Source organism: Gehongia tenuis (assembly GCF_014384795.1).
Classification (GTDB): Bacteria; Bacillota; Clostridia; order Christensenellales; family NSJ-53; genus Gehongia; species Gehongia tenuis.
The window spans coordinates 316,812-331,514 of sequence record NZ_JACRSR010000001.1; the positions used below are offsets into that span (position 1 = coordinate 316,812).

At 62.1% G+C, this 14,703-nt stretch carries 16 protein-coding genes; 12 read left to right on the forward strand and 4 right to left on the reverse strand.

Going from position 1 to position 14,703, the window contains the following annotated elements; translation table 11 throughout:
- Positions 1-82 precede the first annotated feature (82 nt).
- Complete coding sequence (locus tag H8696_RS01490; protein WP_249314494.1) at positions 83-1,459, reverse strand: NAD(P)/FAD-dependent oxidoreductase; 1,377 nt, start codon at positions 1,457-1,459, stop codon at positions 83-85.
- 103 nt (positions 1,460-1,562) lie between these two features.
- Positions 1,563-2,435, reverse strand: coding sequence for a TolB family protein (locus H8696_RS01495; protein ID WP_249314495.1), 873 nt, complete (start codon positions 2,433-2,435; stop codon positions 1,563-1,565).
- Between the two features lie 142 nt (positions 2,436-2,577).
- Here H8696_RS01495 and H8696_RS01500 point away from each other — a divergent pair, with 142 nt between their 5' ends.
- The 5 genes from H8696_RS01500 to H8696_RS01520 all read left to right on the forward strand — a co-directional run bounded on the left by H8696_RS01500 (position 2,578) and on the right by H8696_RS01520 (position 7,117).
- Positions 2,578-3,846 (forward strand): O-acetylhomoserine aminocarboxypropyltransferase/cysteine synthase family protein, encoded by a 1,269-nt coding sequence (locus H8696_RS01500; protein WP_249314496.1) that lies wholly within the window; start codon positions 2,578-2,580, stop codon positions 3,844-3,846.
- A gap of 132 nt (positions 3,847-3,978) precedes the next feature.
- A complete protein-coding gene (locus H8696_RS01505) occupies positions 3,979-4,296 on the forward strand; it encodes a hypothetical protein (protein WP_249314497.1) in 318 nt (105 codons plus the stop codon).
- A 64-nt stretch (positions 4,297-4,360) separates the two neighbouring features.
- Positions 4,361-5,119, forward strand: coding sequence for a GntR family transcriptional regulator (locus H8696_RS01510; protein WP_249314498.1), 759 nt, complete (start codon positions 4,361-4,363; stop codon positions 5,117-5,119).
- A gap of 16 nt (positions 5,120-5,135) precedes the next feature.
- Complete coding sequence (locus tag H8696_RS01515; RefSeq protein ID WP_249314499.1) at positions 5,136-6,179, forward strand: SIS domain-containing protein; 1,044 nt, start codon at positions 5,136-5,138, stop codon at positions 6,177-6,179.
- A complete protein-coding gene (locus H8696_RS01520) occupies positions 6,179-7,117 on the forward strand; it encodes a carbohydrate kinase family protein (RefSeq protein WP_249314500.1) in 939 nt (312 codons plus the stop codon). The genes H8696_RS01515 and H8696_RS01520 overlap by 1 nt, the downstream gene beginning before the upstream one ends.
- Before the next feature lie 182 nt (positions 7,118-7,299).
- On the opposite strand, the gene H8696_RS01525 is transcribed toward H8696_RS01520, so the two are convergent.
- Together H8696_RS01525 and H8696_RS01530 are read right to left on the reverse strand one after the other, a co-directional pair.
- Complete coding sequence (locus H8696_RS01525; RefSeq protein ID WP_249314501.1) at positions 7,300-7,491, reverse strand: hypothetical protein; 192 nt, start codon at positions 7,489-7,491, stop codon at positions 7,300-7,302.
- A 265-nt stretch (positions 7,492-7,756) separates the two neighbouring features.
- Entirely contained in the window at positions 7,757-7,942 is a 186-nt protein-coding gene (locus H8696_RS01530; protein WP_249314502.1) for a hypothetical protein, read from the reverse strand.
- Positions 7,943-8,055: 113 nt separating this feature from the next.
- Between H8696_RS01530 and H8696_RS01535 the strand changes: the two genes are divergently transcribed.
- The 7 genes from H8696_RS01535 to H8696_RS01565 all read left to right on the forward strand — a co-directional run bounded on the left by H8696_RS01535 (position 8,056) and on the right by H8696_RS01565 (position 14,697).
- Entirely contained in the window at positions 8,056-8,406 is a 351-nt protein-coding gene (locus H8696_RS01535) for an SLOG family protein (RefSeq protein WP_249314503.1), read from the forward strand.
- Between the two features lie 126 nt (positions 8,407-8,532).
- The gene (locus tag H8696_RS01540) at positions 8,533-10,209 is read left to right on the forward strand and encodes a hypothetical protein (protein ID WP_249314504.1); all 1,677 of its coding nucleotides are present in this window, start codon (positions 8,533-8,535) and stop codon (positions 10,207-10,209) included.
- Positions 10,210-10,347: 138 nt separating this feature from the next.
- Positions 10,348-10,722, forward strand: coding sequence for a YeeE/YedE family protein (locus H8696_RS01545; RefSeq protein ID WP_249314505.1), 375 nt, complete (start codon positions 10,348-10,350; stop codon positions 10,720-10,722).
- A 165-nt stretch (positions 10,723-10,887) separates the two neighbouring features.
- The gene (locus tag H8696_RS01550) at positions 10,888-12,447 is read left to right on the forward strand and encodes an NAD(P)/FAD-dependent oxidoreductase (RefSeq protein ID WP_249314506.1); all 1,560 of its coding nucleotides are present in this window, start codon (positions 10,888-10,890) and stop codon (positions 12,445-12,447) included.
- The gene (locus tag H8696_RS01555; protein ID WP_249314507.1) at positions 12,440-14,032 is read left to right on the forward strand and encodes a hypothetical protein; all 1,593 of its coding nucleotides are present in this window, start codon (positions 12,440-12,442) and stop codon (positions 14,030-14,032) included. The genes H8696_RS01550 and H8696_RS01555 overlap by 8 nt, the downstream gene beginning before the upstream one ends.
- A 132-nt stretch (positions 14,033-14,164) precedes the next feature.
- On the forward strand, positions 14,165-14,335 hold the full coding sequence (locus H8696_RS01560) for a hypothetical protein (RefSeq protein WP_249314508.1): 171 nt from the start codon (positions 14,165-14,167) through the stop codon (positions 14,333-14,335).
- A gap of 119 nt (positions 14,336-14,454) precedes the next feature.
- On the forward strand, positions 14,455-14,697 hold the full coding sequence (locus H8696_RS01565) for a helix-turn-helix domain-containing protein (RefSeq protein WP_249314509.1): 243 nt from the start codon (positions 14,455-14,457) through the stop codon (positions 14,695-14,697).
- Positions 14,698-14,703: the final 6 nt, after the last annotated feature.

The window sequence follows — 14,703 nt, forward strand, 5'->3', positions numbered from 1 at the left end:
AGGCTGTTTATCATTTTTTGGGCGGCCGGGCGGCGGGCAATGGGCCGGCAGAGGCCGGCGGGCGCGACGCCCCGCCCGGGCCCTATTCCTTCGTCAGCTGGTCCGCCAGGTACAGGCCGTTGGCGGCGGCCTGGGAGAGGGAGCGGGTGAAGCCCGCGCCGTCGCCGATGGCGTAGATGTTCTTCGTGCCGGCGATCCGGAAATCCTCGCTCTCTGGGCGGGCGGAGTAGTATTTGCACTCCACGCCGTAGAGCAGGGTGTCGTAATTGGCCGTGCCCGGCGCGATGGCGTCGAGGGCGTGGAGGGTCTCCACGATGTTGTCCAGCTGGCGCTTGGGCAGGCAAAGGGACAGATCCCCCGCCACCGCGTGGAGGGTGGGCCGGGTGGTGGACTGGGCGAGCCGCTTCTCGTCGGTGCGGCGGCCGCACTCGAGGTCCCCCAGGCGCTGCACCAGCACCGAACCGCCGGAGATCAGGTTGGCCAGGCTGGCCACGTGGCGGGCGTACTCGATGGGCTCCCGGAAGGGCTCGGTGAAACGGATGGTGGACAGGAGGGCGAAGTTGGAGTTCTCCGTCTTTTTGGCCTCGTCCCGGTAGGCGTGGCCGTTCACGGTGAGTACCCCCCGGGTGTTCTCGGTGACCACCGCGCCCCGCTCGTTGAAGCAGAACATGCGGGTGGTGTCGCCGTAGCCGGTGGAGCGGTACCAGATCTTGGGCTCGTAGATCTTCTTCGAGAAGTGCTGCCAGATCATGGCGGGCAGCTCCACCCGAACGCCCACGTCCACCTGGTTGTTACTAAGGGGAATCTTGTGGGCGGTGCACCACTTGGAGAAGAAGCTGGAGCCCGCCCGGCCCACGGCAAAGACGATCCTATCGGCGGTGAGGGTTTTCTCTCCCTCCGCCGTCCGCACCGTCACCCGGGAGCGGTCCGGGTCCACGTCGGTGGCCTCCGCGCCGGTTTCAATCTCCGCCCGTTCGGAAAGCGCCTCGATCAGCCGGCGCATGGTGTTGAAGTTGTCGTCCGTCCCCAGATGCTTCAGCTGGGCCTGGGACATGTGCAGATCGTGCTGCAGGCACAGCCGCTTCAGCTCGTCGTCGGGCATGAAGCGCTCGGTGGTCGCCCCGAAGGAGACCAGAATCCTATCCGACTGCTCGATGTAGTCCATGACCACCTTCGGCGGCAGGAAATCGGTGAGCCAGCCGCCGTACTCGGTGGAGATCACGTACTTGCCGTCGGAGAAGGCGCCGGCGCCGGCCATGCCCTCCATGATGGCGCAGGAGGCGCATTTGATGCACTTGTCCGCCTGGCCGGTGATGATGGGGCAGCGGCGCTCGGTGATGGGCCGGCCCTTTTCCAGGACCAGCACCGAGAGGCCGGGCGCGTTTTCGGTCAGCCGCCAGGCGGTCATGATGCCGCCGATGCCGCCGCCGATGATGATCACGTCGTAATGATTTTTCATGGATGATTCCTCCCACAAAAAAAGGGGGTTGACCCCCTTTTTAGAATTTTGGATTTTGCCGCTGGGCGCCATGGCCGGCCCGCGCTGGCTGGGACGCCCGGCCCTACTTCAGCCGGTAGCTGACGAAGGCGAAGCGCCGGCTGTCCGGCGCCCAGGAGTTGACGTTCAGCGAGCCCTGGCCGCCGAAGAATTTCGCCAGGGTGCGGGGCGCGCCGCCGGAGGCGGGCATGTGCCGGATCTCCACGTTTTTGTCCGGGGGATGGGCGCCGGGGTCCACGTCGCCCTTTTTGTAGCAGATGTACACCACGTCCCTGCCGTCCGGGGAGACGTGGGGGAACCAGCTGTTCCAGCCCTCGTCGCGGGTCATCTGGGTCTGCTCCGAGCCGTCGGGATTCATCCGCCACACCTGCATGAGCCCGGTTCTGACCGAGTTGAACCAGATGTGCCCGCCGTCCGGCGAATACTCCGGTCCGTCGTTGAGGCCGGGCGCGTCGGTGAGCTGGGTTTCCACGCCGCCCTCCGCCGGAAGCACGTACACGTCGAAGATGCCGTCCCGGTTGCCGCAGTAGGCCAGGGTTTTGCCGTCCGGGCTCCAGCCGTGGAGGTAGCTCGGGCCCACCGGGGTGATGAGCCGGGGCGTGCCGCCGGTGATGGGCAGGATGTACACCCGGGATTTTTGGTCCTCCGCCGTCCAGGCGCTGATCCCGAGGAGCTTGCCGTCGGGGGAGAGCACGTGGTCGTTGTTGCAGGAGGCCACATAGCCGGTATCGATGAGCCGGCTCTCCCGGCTGTCCAGATCAAAGCGGTAGATGCGGCCCAGGGAGTTGTAGACGAGGCTTTGGCCGTCCGGCGTCCAGTTCGGCGCCTCGATGACGCGGTCGAACTCGGCCACCACCTCCCGCTGATTCGTATTCATATCGTACACTTCCAGCATGCTGTACACATCGGCCCGCTGGGGAGGCGTCCATTTTTTCATCCCGGGTCCCTCCTTTTTCATGGAAAACGTTTCGATTCCCGAACTATTGTATCACATCGGCACCCCGCCTTCAATATTTTGTTGTGTGTCCCGGCGGAATCGGATATAATTTGGGGAAAGAACTACCGAAGGAGGAAACGGCATGAGAATAGAAACCAAGTGCCTGCACGAGGGCTACCATCCTGGCAACGGGGAGCCCCGCGCCATGCCTATCTATCAAAGCACCACCTACACCTACGACTCCACCGAGCACATCGGCCAGCTCTTCGACCTGACCGCGCCCGGCCACATGTATTCCCGGATTTCCAATCCCACCGTGGCCATGGTGGAGGAGAAGATCAGCGCCCTGGAGGGCGGCGTGGGGGCGCTTTGCACCACCGCCGGACAGGCGGCTTCCCTCATCGCCGTGATCAACCTTTGCTCCGCCGGGGACCATTTCGTGGCGGCGTCCACCATCTACGGGGGCACCATCAACCTGTTCGCCGTGACGCTGAAGCGCCTTGGCATCGAGTGCACCTTCATCTCCCCGGAGTCCACGGAGGAGGAGATCCGGGCGGCCATCCGTCCAAACACCAAGCTTATCTTCGGCGAGTCGCTGGCCAACCCCGCCCTCACCGTGCTGGATATCGAACGCTTCGCGAAGGCTGCCCACGGGGCGGGCGTTCCCCTCGTCGTGGACAACACCTTCCCCACGCCCATCCTGTGCCGGCCCATCGAGTTCGGCGCGGACATCGTCATCCACTCCACCACCAAATATATGGACGGCCATGCGGTGCAGGTGGGCGGTGTGATCGTGGATTCGGGCAACTTCGACTGGACCCAGAACGACAAGTTCCCGGGGCTCACCACCCCCGATGAATCCTATCACGGCCTCACCTACACGGAGTCCTTCGGCAGGGCGGCCTTCATCACCAAGGCGCGGGTGCAGCTCATCCGCGACCTGGGGTGCTACCCCGCCGCCATGACCGCCTTCTTGCTGAACCTCGGCCTTGAGACGCTGGCGGTGCGCATGGAAAAGCATGTGGAGAACGCCCTGGCCATGGCCGAGTTCCTGGCGGCGTCCGACAAGGTGGAGTCGGTGAACTATCCCGGACTGCCCGGCGATCCCTACCACGGGCTGATGAAGAAGTACATGCCGAAGGGCGCCTCCGGCGTCATCTCCTTCACCGTGAAGGGGGGCCGGGAAAAGGCGGTGCAGTTCATGGACAGCCTTGAACTCGCCTCCAACGTGGTGCACGTGGCGGATATCCGCACCTGCGTGCTCCATCCCGCCTCCGCCACCCACCGCCAGCTCACCGACGAGCAGCTGGTGGCCGCGGGCATCGGGCCGGGCATGATCCGCCTGTCCGTGGGCCTCGAGAACATCGAGGACATCAAGGAGGATGTGGAAAGGGCGCTGGCCCGGATCTAGATCGCTTTTGGGGCGCTTCCCGACTGCCGGGGGGCGCCCCTTCGGTTTTTTTTGCCGGGCGTTTGCCGGGCGGCTTTGTGTGTGCCGGCTCCCGGAGGGGAAACGCAGACGGCCGGGCCGGGGAGCCGGAGAATGGCAAAAATGGAGACGGCCACGGGCCGCTGGGCAGGCCGCGGCGGGAAGCGCGGACGGGATGCCAGCAGACGGCCGGGCCGGGGAGCCGGAGAATGGCAAAAATGGAGACGGCCACGGGCCGCTGGGCAGGCCGCGGCGGGAAACGCGGACGGGATGCCAGCAGGCGGCCGGGCCGGGGAGCCGGAGAATGGCAAAAATGGCTGCGGCCACCGGCCGCTGGGCAGGCCGCGGCGGGAAGCGCGGACGGGATGCCAGCAGACGGCCGGGCCGGGGAGCCGGAGAATGGCAAAAATGGCTGCGGCCACCGGCCGTTGACGGAACCGGAGTTTGCTGTTATAATGGGAACATACAAATTTGTATTAAAGAGGGGGCTGAGTTGATGTTGGATCGAACGAGCTCCGTGCCGCTGGCCATGCAGCTGGCGCGTGAACTAACCCTAAAGATTGAGCAGGGCGAATATCCCGCCTACTCCCTTTTTCCCACGGAGGAGAAACTGACCGAACGCTACGGCGTCTCCCGCACCACGGTGCGCCAGGCGCTGGCCTATCTTGCGGATGACGGCCTCATCCGCCGGGAACAGGGCAGAGGCACCTTCGTGAACGCGCCCGCTTTCATGGGGGGGCGGCGGGTTTCCCGAAGCGTCCAGTACCTCAAGGGCACCTCCGGGCTCATCGAGGCGGCGGGCATGAAATCCTCGGTCAAGGTGCTGAAGTTTGGCAGCGAGGAAGCCAGCGCCGATGTGGCGGAAAACCTCAAAATCGCGCCGGGCGCCACGGTGTGGTACTGCGAGCGGCTGAGACTGGGTGACGGGCTGCCGGTGATGATCGAGCGGCTGTGGGTGCCCCAGTACCTTTGCGGCGAGCTTTCCAGCACGGATATGGAGGGCTCCTTCTACACGGTGCTGAAGGAGCGCTTCGGCCTCGAGCCCAAGAGCGCCGGACAGCGCCTCTATGCGGTCACCCTCTCCGGCGAGGATGCGAAACTCTTCGATCAGGAGGGCGGCGCGCCCGCCTTCTTCGTGGAGGGCGTCACCCGGCTGGCCGGGGGCTGGCCGGTGGAATACGAAAATTCCCTCTTGAACAGTCAACTGGTGGTCATGGAGATGGATCTTGGCGCCAGCTCCATGCGCATCCAATAATGGAAGGAGGCCGTCCATGGCCATTAAAAATCTGCTGAACGATCTGAACGACTGCCCCGCCACGCTGAAAAAGCATCACGTGGGCTACCGGGACATCCACGATATCGTCCGCGCCACGGCGGTGGGCACCCAGCTGACCGCCACCGGCATCGCCACATCCCTGTATGCGCTGGAGGTGGCACAAAAGATGCTGGAAATGAAGGGCCTTTTCTACAAGATGAACGTGATCAACACGTCGGACCTCATCAACTATGGGTCGTCGCTGTATCTGGACGCCAACCCCCTGCTCATCCTGTCCCGCTCCGGCGAATCGGCGGAAACGGTGCGGCTGGCCCACGAGCCCAAGGGCAGCCGAGCCACCATCTCGGTGACGGAAGGGATTGGCTCAACTTTATCCATGTGCTGCAAGTATATGGTGGGATTTTCCGCTAATGAAACCGCTTTCACCAATACCAAATCTTTTCAGCTGTCCATCGCCTATGCGGTGTTCGCGGCCAAGGCGCTGGGCCTGCCGCTCATGCTCACGCCCCAGGAATACGCCGACGAGGCGGCGGAGCGGGTGGAAAAGACGCTGCTTTGCGCGGACCATGCGGACCGTCACATCGGCAAGATGATGGCGGAGAAGAACGTTCTCATTATCGACGGGCAGGGGCCGCTGACCGGCATCGTGCATCAGGCGGTGCTGGACTATCAGGAGATCGGCACGGCGGCGGTGGCTTCGGTGGGCGGCGTGATGCGTCACGGCCTGATCGAGCTCACCCGCCGGGAGGACGCCGGCGTGATCCTGATGATCCCGAACGACAAGGCGGCGGATATCAAGGTGAAGCTGGCCCGGGATCTCATCGCCGCAGGCACCACGGTGGGCATCGTGGCCGAGGAGGGCGTGGACCTGTGGAAGATGAAAACCATCGAGACGGTGTGGATTCCCAAGGGGCACTGGGGCGTCACGCCCATAGCCTTTGCGGCGGCGATGGAGAAAATCTACTACTACTATGCCCGGGCCAAGGGCCTGAAGGATATCAAGCCCACGGCGGTGGGCAAGGTGACGAGGGAGGAATAATGAAGAGCATTACGGCGCTGGGCGATCTGACGGTGGACGTCCTTTTGAAGGGCATGACGGAGCTGCCGGACTGGGGCCAGGAGGTCCGGGTGGCCGGTATGGAGCGGCGGCTGGGCGGCAACCTGGGCAACATGGTGCGGGCGGCCTGGATGCTTTCGATGGACAACTTTGCCATCCGCAGTCTGGTGGGGGACGACGAGGCGGGCCGGGAGATTCTGGCCTGGCTGAAGGAGCTGGGTTTTGACGGCGAAGGGGTGGATATCCTGCCGGGAAAGGGCACTTCCGTCACCCACGCGCCGGTCAGAACCGACGGCGAACGCTCCTTTTTGACCTACCCCGGCGTGGTGGATGATCTGGACAAACTCTTGACGGACGATCCCAAAAGCGATATGATATTCCTGACCGGTTGGTCCCTGCCCCCCAATGTATCGGGGTCGGTTCTATGCGAGGCCATGGACCGCTGGCAGGCCGCGGGCAAAACGGTGGCCGCCGACGTGATCTGGGAGAGCGTGGGCAAAAAGGCCGATCTCGCCTGGATGGACAAGGTGGACCTGCTGTTCATGAACGAGGACGAACTGATGGCCCTCACCGGCCCGTCGGTGGATGTGGTGAAGTGTGCGAAGAAGCTGCATAAGCGCCTTCGGCCCGGCGCCACGCTGGCGGTGAAGCGGGGCGCGGAGGGATGCCTGCTCCTGACGGGGGAGGACATCTACGCCTGCGCCAGCCTTCCCATCGAGCCCCGGGACGCCGTGGGCGCGGGGGACACCTTCAATACCGCCTACATCAAGGCCTGGAGCGCGGGCCATCCCGCGACGGCGTGCCTTGCCTACGCGTCGGCCTTCACGGCCATGCATCTGGACGCCGGAACGCCCTGGCCGCCCTGCCGCCAAAAGGCCTGGGAGGCCGCGGCAACGCTGCCCATGCAGCGCATCACTTAGCTATATTTAGATAGGCCAAATAAAAGGCCAGTTATTGTTGGAGGATCTTTCCCTCGGAAAGGGGTCGGCCCTATGTTCGACCCGAAAGAAAAAGAAGCGCACGCGGCGCTTCTTTTTCTTTTGCCCGATGCCGTGAGGGCGGCGGCGCCCGGTGAGGTCCGGTTCCCATCGGCGCCAGAATTTCAATCCCCACGCCGGGGCGCGACCTTTTTGCCGGCAATGCACTTTTTCATCTTTGCAAGCACGTCTTGATGAGAGATTCGGACGTTCGTATTTTTGGCTTGGTTTTCTGCCACGTGCAACTTCGCATCAATCTCACAATTGAACGTCAATCGTTTATGGGCTTCCATGGTCATGTTTCGAATATTGGACATACTTATTCCTCCTTTGCCATTACAATGATAAAAGTCAAGGCGGGAGCCAAAAATTCAATCCATGCAGCGGGCGGCAAAAGGAAACGACCCCTCCGAGGAGGGGCCGTTTCCATGGAAATCTCCAGAGCACTGATGACTAATCATGCAGAGAAGAAAGCCATATCGACATCATATACTCTTTTTTGCAGCTTGTCCGGTGTTTTTGAAAAATTTTGTTTTTTTTCGTTTTTATGTTAAATAACATACGTTGCGGCCGGATGCCTGCCTATCTTTTTTTCAGCTCTTTTAACGGACCATTTTCATATTCGAAATCACGCATATATTTTTGGACAATAAAGCGAATTTCACCATTGATCGTCCGACCTTCATACTCAGCAAGATAGTGCAAATTATCATAGAATTCTTGGTCGACGCGCAATCCAATATGGCGAGTGAGTTTTGATTTCTCCATTTGTACCTCCAATAAACTTAATGTAAGTCTATTTTAGACACACTTTTTTCTTGCAAACTGAATCAAGTCCATTTAAACTTGAATGATGTACAAAGTTTTTTCGGAGGTGCGTTATGAAAATCGCCATTGTGGGCTCCCGGGCCATCACCGAACTGGATTTGACCCCCTACCTCCCCCCCAACCCCGACCTCGTCATCAGCGGCGGGGCCCAGGGCGTCGACAGGCTGGCCGAAGCCTGGGCCCGCCGGCGGGGTATCCCCGTTCAAATCTTCCTGCCCGATTACCAGCGCTTCGGGCGGGGCGCGCCGCTGGTGCGCAACCGTCTCATCGTGGGGGCCAGCGATCTGGTCATCGCCTTCTGGGACGGGCGCTCGCGGGGCACCCGCTTCACCATCGACGAGGCGCTCCGCGCCGGCGTGGATCTTCGGGTGTACAACTTCCCCGGCGGAACGGGGAGGAAATGAACATTCCGCTACAAAAGTATTACGTTTTTCCGTGATATCTTTTCTTCCCCTTTGGGGCATAGTATACTTAACATACCGGTCCGGAGGGACCGGCGCTTGATGTTACACAAAAAGGGGAGGTTTTTCATGCGGAAGGTTCTTTGCGCCCTCCTGGGCGTGGCCATGGCCGCTTCCATCCTCCTTCCCGTACCGGCAAAGGCCGAGCCCGAAACCGTCATCCTCACCGCGAACGGCGATCTCGACGAGACGCTGGCCCGGCTGGATGACTATGGGGACCGGGAAGTCGTGCTGGTGCTGGAGGAGGATGTGTCCTGCTCCCGGGAGTACTGGTCCGCGGCGCCGGAAAAGCTGACGGTGCGCGGCCAGGGCAACACGATCCTGCTGAATGGGTCCGTCACGCCGGGCTGTCCGGTGGTGCTGGACGATGTGGCGCTGACGCCGGTGGCCGGCGACGCCTGCCTTTACGGGCAGGGCCGGGGCGTTACGGCGGTGAACGCCGTGCTGGGCAGTACGGGAGCGCGGCTGGATGTTTATGGCGGGGGCGAGAACGGCGTCTCCGTGACCCGGAGCACCGCGGAAGTGTCTTTGGTGAAATGTGAAGTGTATGGCGACGTGTTCGGCGGCGGACAGGGGTCCGATGTGGGCGGCCGGGGCACCGATGTGACGGTGATGGGCGGCGTGATCCACGGCAGCGTCTACGGCGGCGGCCGGGGCGAGGACGGGCTGGGCGAGGTCGCGGGCAGAAGCCGGGTGACGGTGGGCGGCCGGGTGGAGGGATACATCCACGGCGGCGGCCTCAACGCCTCGGTGGGTTCGGTGCGGATGGAGCTTTTGGACGGCTGCCAGGCGGAAGGCGCCGTGGGCGGCGGTCGGAGCCTGGGGCCGCGAGCCGATGTGAACGGCGACGTGCGCATGGAAATGGATGAAGGCGCGGTCCTCGGGTGCGTCTACGGCGGCGGCTGGGCCACGGCGAAGGACCATGAGCGCGCCTCTGCCAAGGTGCGGGGCCAGACCATCCTCCATCTTGCCGGCGGCTTCACCGGCGAAGCGCCGGTGATCCACGGCGGGGGCTTTGCGGAGAACGACGGTTCGGGCCGCTGGGCAAACGCCAATGTGGAGATCAGCACCCAGGTGACGGTGGCCGCCGGCGCCGGGGCCGACAAGGCCGCGGTTCACGGCGGCGGCCGGGCGATGAAGCTGAGCGGCGAGGCCAATGTGGCGGGCAACGCCAGCGCGTCGGTGTATACGGCGGTTTCCTCCCTCACCGGCGGCGGCCACGCCGAGGGCATGGATACCCGCGCCACGGCGGCGGGCACCTTCGCCGTGGTGGGCGAGGGCGGCAGCGCCGGCAGGATTGCGGCGGGCGGCACCGGCAGCGCCGCCGGCGATGGATCGGTGTCCGGCAGGATGGCGGTCAGCGTGGAGACGGTAAGCGCCGAGGTGATCGCGGCGCCCGGCAGTGTGGCCGTCACGGCGGGGGACGTCAGCGTGGAGGGCGTGTTCCTGGAAAACGGCGTTATCTCCGTCAACGAGAAAGCGCTTACTCATGGATTTATCAAGGGCTTCTCCTTCTATGACTGGGAGGAGCCGGAACGGGCGGTCGCCGTGGCGGCGGAGGGCTATGACCCGGAGAGCGGGCTCACGCTCCATTGGGAGCTGGCCGATCTCGAGGGACAGCGGGTGCGGCTCATCCATGCGCTCGCCGGCGGCGCCATGGCCGAGCTCTTCAGCGGCGAGGTGGATTCGGGCATTCTGGCGGCGGGCGTGCGCACCACCGGGGACTTCTTGGTGGTAAAGCCTTAATCCCGCCACAAAGTACATAAAAAGTTTACAATTTGTTTGCGGGCTTCCTGGGGGTCAGGAAGCCCGTTTTGTGCTATAATGGCTCGGACGGCTGTCCATTTGGGCCGATTTTACCAATTTGCGAAAGAGGCGAGCGGTATGAAAAAGTGGGGTTTGGCAGGACTGTTGATGCTGACGGCGGCGCTTCTTGGCGGCTGCGCGTCCGGCACGGAGAACGGCCTCGGCGGCGGGATGATCGTGCTGATGATTGTCATCGGTTTTGCCATCGGCGCGGTGGTCTTTTTCCGGCGAAAAAAGCGTGAGCTCGCCGAGTACTACCGGGAGCAGGAGGACAAGGCGCGCCTCAAAGCGGTGGAGGAGCTGGAGAACAGCGGCCGGGACGGGGATGAGCCGGCAGCGGCGGCCCTGACGGCGGCGGAGCCCGCGGACGAGGGGTCGAAGACGGCGGACGAACCGGAGCCCGCGGACGTGGAACCGGATACGGCGGACGAACCGGACGGCGTGGAGCCCTGAGCATCCCCCGGAGCCGGGCGCCGCGGGTCCCAATATTATGGAGAATTGTGTCAAGCCGGGGAATTTCCTGTGGAATCGGTTGACAATAGGCGTCAGCGCGATATACTTTAACATGAATTGAACGGACGGGGGGCTGGAAGGCCCTCCTTTTTCAGGAGGTAGAACGTGAAAAGGGTGGTCATTATTGGAGCCGGGCCTGCGGGCCTTACGGCGGCGCACGAAATCTTATCCCGCTCAAAGGATTATGAGGTGGTGGTGCTGGAGGAGACCGGCGAGATCGGCGGCATCTCCCGCACCGTGCGGCACAACGGCAACCGCATGGATATCGGCGGTCACCGCTTTTTCTCCAAGGACCCCCGGGTCAGCGACTGGTGGGAGAAAATGATGCCCACCCAGGGCGCGCCCACCTTCGACGATAAGCGGCTGGGCCGGACCATGCCCCTTGCCGAGGGCGGTCCCGATCCCGAAAAGGAGGACCGGGTGATGCTGGTCCGCCACCGGGTGAGCCGCATCTATTATTTAAGGAAGTTTTTCGATTATCCCATCTCCCTCAAGGTCAAGACCCTGAAGAATCTGGGCGCGAGGCGCACGCTGGTGGGCGGGTTCTCCTACCTGAAGAGCATGTGCGTGAAGCGGCCCGAGGATTCCCTGGAGAACTTCTACATCAACCGCTTCGGCAAGTCCCTGTACAGCATGTTCTTCGAGGGCTACACCGAGAAGCTGTGGGGCCGGCATCCCAGCCAGATTGCCGCCGATTGGGGCGCCCAGCGGGTGAAGGGGCTTTCCGTCACCGCCATTTTGAAGGATATGTTCGCCCGGGCTTTCGGCAAGAAGGACCGGAAGGTGGAAACCTCCCTCATTGAGCAGTTCTATTATCCCAAGTTTGGGCCGGGCCAGCTTTGGGAAACCGCCGCCGCCGAGGTGGAGAAGATGGGCGGCACCCTCCTTATGGAGGCCCGGGTCACCGCCGTTCGGATCGAGGGGAACCGGGTGGTTTCCGTCAGCTACATGAAGGACGGCCGCAAGGAGGAGCTCACCGGCGATGAATTCATCTCCTCCATGCCGGTGAAGGACCTGATCCTCGGGATGGAGGGGGACGAGCCCGACTTTGAGGTGAAGCGCATCGCCGGCGGCCTGCCCTACCGGGATTTCGTCACCGTGGGCCTTCTGGTCCCCAGGCTCAACCTCAAAAACGACACCGACATGAAGACCCTCGCGAACATCGTGCCCGACTGCTGGATCTACGTGCAGGACACGGACGTGAAGCTGGGACGCATCCAGATCTTCAACAACTGGTCCCCCTATCTGGTGGAGGACCCGGAAAAGACGGTGTGGATCGGTCTCGAGTACTTCTGCGACGAGGGCGACGATTTCTGGAACATGTCCGATGAGGCGTGCATCGCCTTCGCCGCCGACGAGCTGGAGAGGATGGGCATCATCCGCGCCTCCGATGTGATCGACGCCCACCGGGAGAAGGTCAAAAAGGCCTACCCCGCCTACTTCGATACCTATTACGAGATCGACCGGGTGATCGATTACCTGAACACCCTTGAAAATCTCTACTGCGTGGGCCGGAACGGTCAGCACCGCTACAACAACATGGACCATTCCATGGCCACTGCCTTCCTCGCCGCCGACAACATCCTCGCCGGCGTCCGGGACAAGGCCAACATCTGGGCGGTCAACACCGATCAGGAGTATCATGAGGAGAAAAACGATGGCTGAACGTGAATGCATCCCTGGCGGCTCCGGCAGGTCCGGAGCCGCCGGTTTTGCCTCAAGGGTCAGGGGCTTCATCCGGGAAAACCGCTGGGAGCTGGCGGTGGTCGCGGTGCTCACCGCCGTCGCCCTGTACCTGCTCTACTACTACGTGCCCTGGCGGGACGAGGCCCAGGCCTGGCTCATTGCCCGGGATACCTCCTTCACCGGCCTGTTCCAGCAGCTGAAGTACGAGGGGCATCCGGCGGTGTGGTATCTCATCCTGTGGCCGCTGGCCCATCTGGGACTGCCCTACGGCACCATGCACGCCATCAATCTGGTCTTTTACGCCCTGACCGTGTGGGTGATCGTGAAGCACGCGCCCTTCAAGTGGCCGGTGAAGGCGCTCATCCTCCTCAGCATGCCCATGGTGCAGTACGCCGTGGAGGCGCGCAGCTACATGCTCATGTTCCTGCTGCTGTTCCTCGCGGTGAAGGATTTCCCGAAGCGGCGGGAGCATCCCATCCGCCTCGCCCTTTGGTGCGGCCTTCTGGCCAACACCCACGTGTTCGGCGCGGGACTGGCCGGCGGCATCTTTGTGGTCTCGCTGGTGGAGCTGGTGCGGGATGGACGGAGAAAGGAACTGGACCGGGCCCGGGTGATCGGCGCGGCGATCCAGCTCGCGGCCCTCATCGCGCTGGTGGTCTCACTCATGGGCAGCATCGGCACCAACGAATATGCGGTTCCCGCCACGCCCTCCGGCTTCTGGGAGGCGGTGGGCACCATCTCCTACGGCATGCAGCGCTTTGGCCTCGCCCTCTTCGGACGGGCCGGGGTGACGGGCATCGTGCTCATGTGCTTTCTCATCGCCTTCTTCTTCCTCAGCGCCGGGCCGAAGCTTTCGACGCTGTGGCTCACCGCCTGCTGCTGCGGCGCGCCCTTTCTGGTCATCTGCTTCATCTACGCCAGCCACAGCGAGATGATGATTCTGTTCCTGGTGGCTTCCGCCTGGCTGATGGCCGAGGACGGGCTCAAAAACCCGCGCAGGCTCATCGCCCGCACCCTGATGCCCCTCCGGCGCACTGTGGCGGTGGTGCTGGCGGTGCTCCTCGCCTTCATGGCGGTGGACGGCCTGTACATGGGCCTGGTCAAGCTGAACCCCTGGACCATGAACGTGGGCGAGCCTAGCGGCCGCCAGTACACCTCCATGAGCGTCTACGCCGCCCGCTTCCTGAACGAGGAGAAGTACGATGACTACATCATCGTGGGCCACGGCAGCGCCTATGTTTCCTCCATCGTGCCCTTCCTCAAGGACGAAAAGAAGGTCTGGTACGCCGATCAGCAGGAATTCGGTTCCTACGTCACCTGGAACGCCAAATACAACGCCATGGTCAACAGCAAGCAGAACGAGGTCATCCGCAGGATCAAGACCCACTTTGACGAGGACGACAAAATTTTGGTGGTGCTGGACAAGGCCCACTACAGCGGCGCCCTCAGCCGGCAGAATCTGAAGCTGGTCTACGAGAGCCCGGTGGACCCGGTCAAGCAGTCCGACGAGCGCTACTACATCTTCGAGTTCGACTGGGATCCAAACACAATTTATTTAAAATAACGTGGAAAATAAGGCGCCCCTTCGGGGGCGCCTTTCATGTATGGTACGCATTCTGCAATACGTTTGTTACGCATAAAACTTGTGCCCGCGGGGGTATACTGAAGCTATTACAAAAGTATTGCGGGTGATTGATTGAAAAAATTTAAGATTCCCTCCATTCCGCCCACCACCAACAAATGCATCCGTTTCCCCAATGATCTCATCGCCCATGTGGAGGATGTCATTCGGGGCAGGGACTGCACCTTCTCTGCCTTTGTCATCGAAGCCGTGCGGGTGGCCCTGGAAAATCTGGAGGAGCAATAGCCATAGTATGGTAATTTTGCAATAAATTTTGTGTTACGCACATAATTAGTGAAATGTCACTAATGTGATTTTCTCCCATGGTTTATTATATAATATAGATCATGGGAGAAGGTGAAAGCGTGACCGTCTGCGAAGCTGTGCGTCAAAGATTGAACGATTTGTGCAGGGAAAGGGACATTACAACCAATGCACTCAGCCTGGATGCTGGCGTGCCCCAGTCCACCGTCAAGAGCATCATGAACGGGGAAAGCAAAAATCCAGGGATCGTGACGCTCAAAAAATTGTGCGACAGCTTCGGCATCACCCTGGGCCAGTTTTTCAGCAGCGAGATTTTTGATACACTGGAACAGGAGATCCAATGATCCCCG

Excerpts from the sequence above, each read along its gene's own strand:
- H8696_RS01545 (WP_249314505.1), top strand. The coding sequence starts at position 10,348 with ATGAAAAAGTGGGGTTTGGCAGGACTGTTGATGCTGACGGCGGCGCTT.
- H8696_RS01535 (WP_249314503.1), top strand. The coding sequence starts at position 8,056 with ATGAAAATCGCCATTGTGGGCTCCCGGGCCATCACCGAACTGGATTTG.
- H8696_RS01530 (WP_249314502.1), bottom strand. The coding sequence starts at position 7,942 with ATGGAGAAATCAAAACTCACTCGCCATATTGGATTGCGCGTCGACCAA.
- H8696_RS01525 (WP_249314501.1), bottom strand. The coding sequence starts at position 7,491 with ATGTCCAATATTCGAAACATGACCATGGAAGCCCATAAACGATTGACG.
- H8696_RS01490 (WP_249314494.1), bottom strand. The coding sequence starts at position 1,459 with ATGAAAAATCATTACGACGTGATCATCATCGGCGGCGGCATCGGCGGC.
- H8696_RS01520 (WP_249314500.1), top strand. The coding sequence starts at position 6,179 with ATGAAGAGCATTACGGCGCTGGGCGATCTGACGGTGGACGTCCTTTTG.
- H8696_RS01540 (WP_249314504.1), top strand. The coding sequence starts at position 8,533 with ATGCGGAAGGTTCTTTGCGCCCTCCTGGGCGTGGCCATGGCCGCTTCC.
- H8696_RS01500 (WP_249314496.1), top strand. The coding sequence starts at position 2,578 with ATGAGAATAGAAACCAAGTGCCTGCACGAGGGCTACCATCCTGGCAAC.
- H8696_RS01515 (WP_249314499.1), top strand. The coding sequence starts at position 5,136 with ATGGCCATTAAAAATCTGCTGAACGATCTGAACGACTGCCCCGCCACG.
- H8696_RS01510 (WP_249314498.1), top strand. The coding sequence starts at position 4,361 with ATGTTGGATCGAACGAGCTCCGTGCCGCTGGCCATGCAGCTGGCGCGT.
- H8696_RS01555 (WP_249314507.1), top strand. The coding sequence starts at position 12,440 with ATGGCTGAACGTGAATGCATCCCTGGCGGCTCCGGCAGGTCCGGAGCC.
- H8696_RS01505 (WP_249314497.1), top strand. The coding sequence starts at position 3,979 with ATGGCAAAAATGGAGACGGCCACGGGCCGCTGGGCAGGCCGCGGCGGG.
- H8696_RS01495 (WP_249314495.1), bottom strand. The coding sequence starts at position 2,435 with ATGAAAAAATGGACGCCTCCCCAGCGGGCCGATGTGTACAGCATGCTG.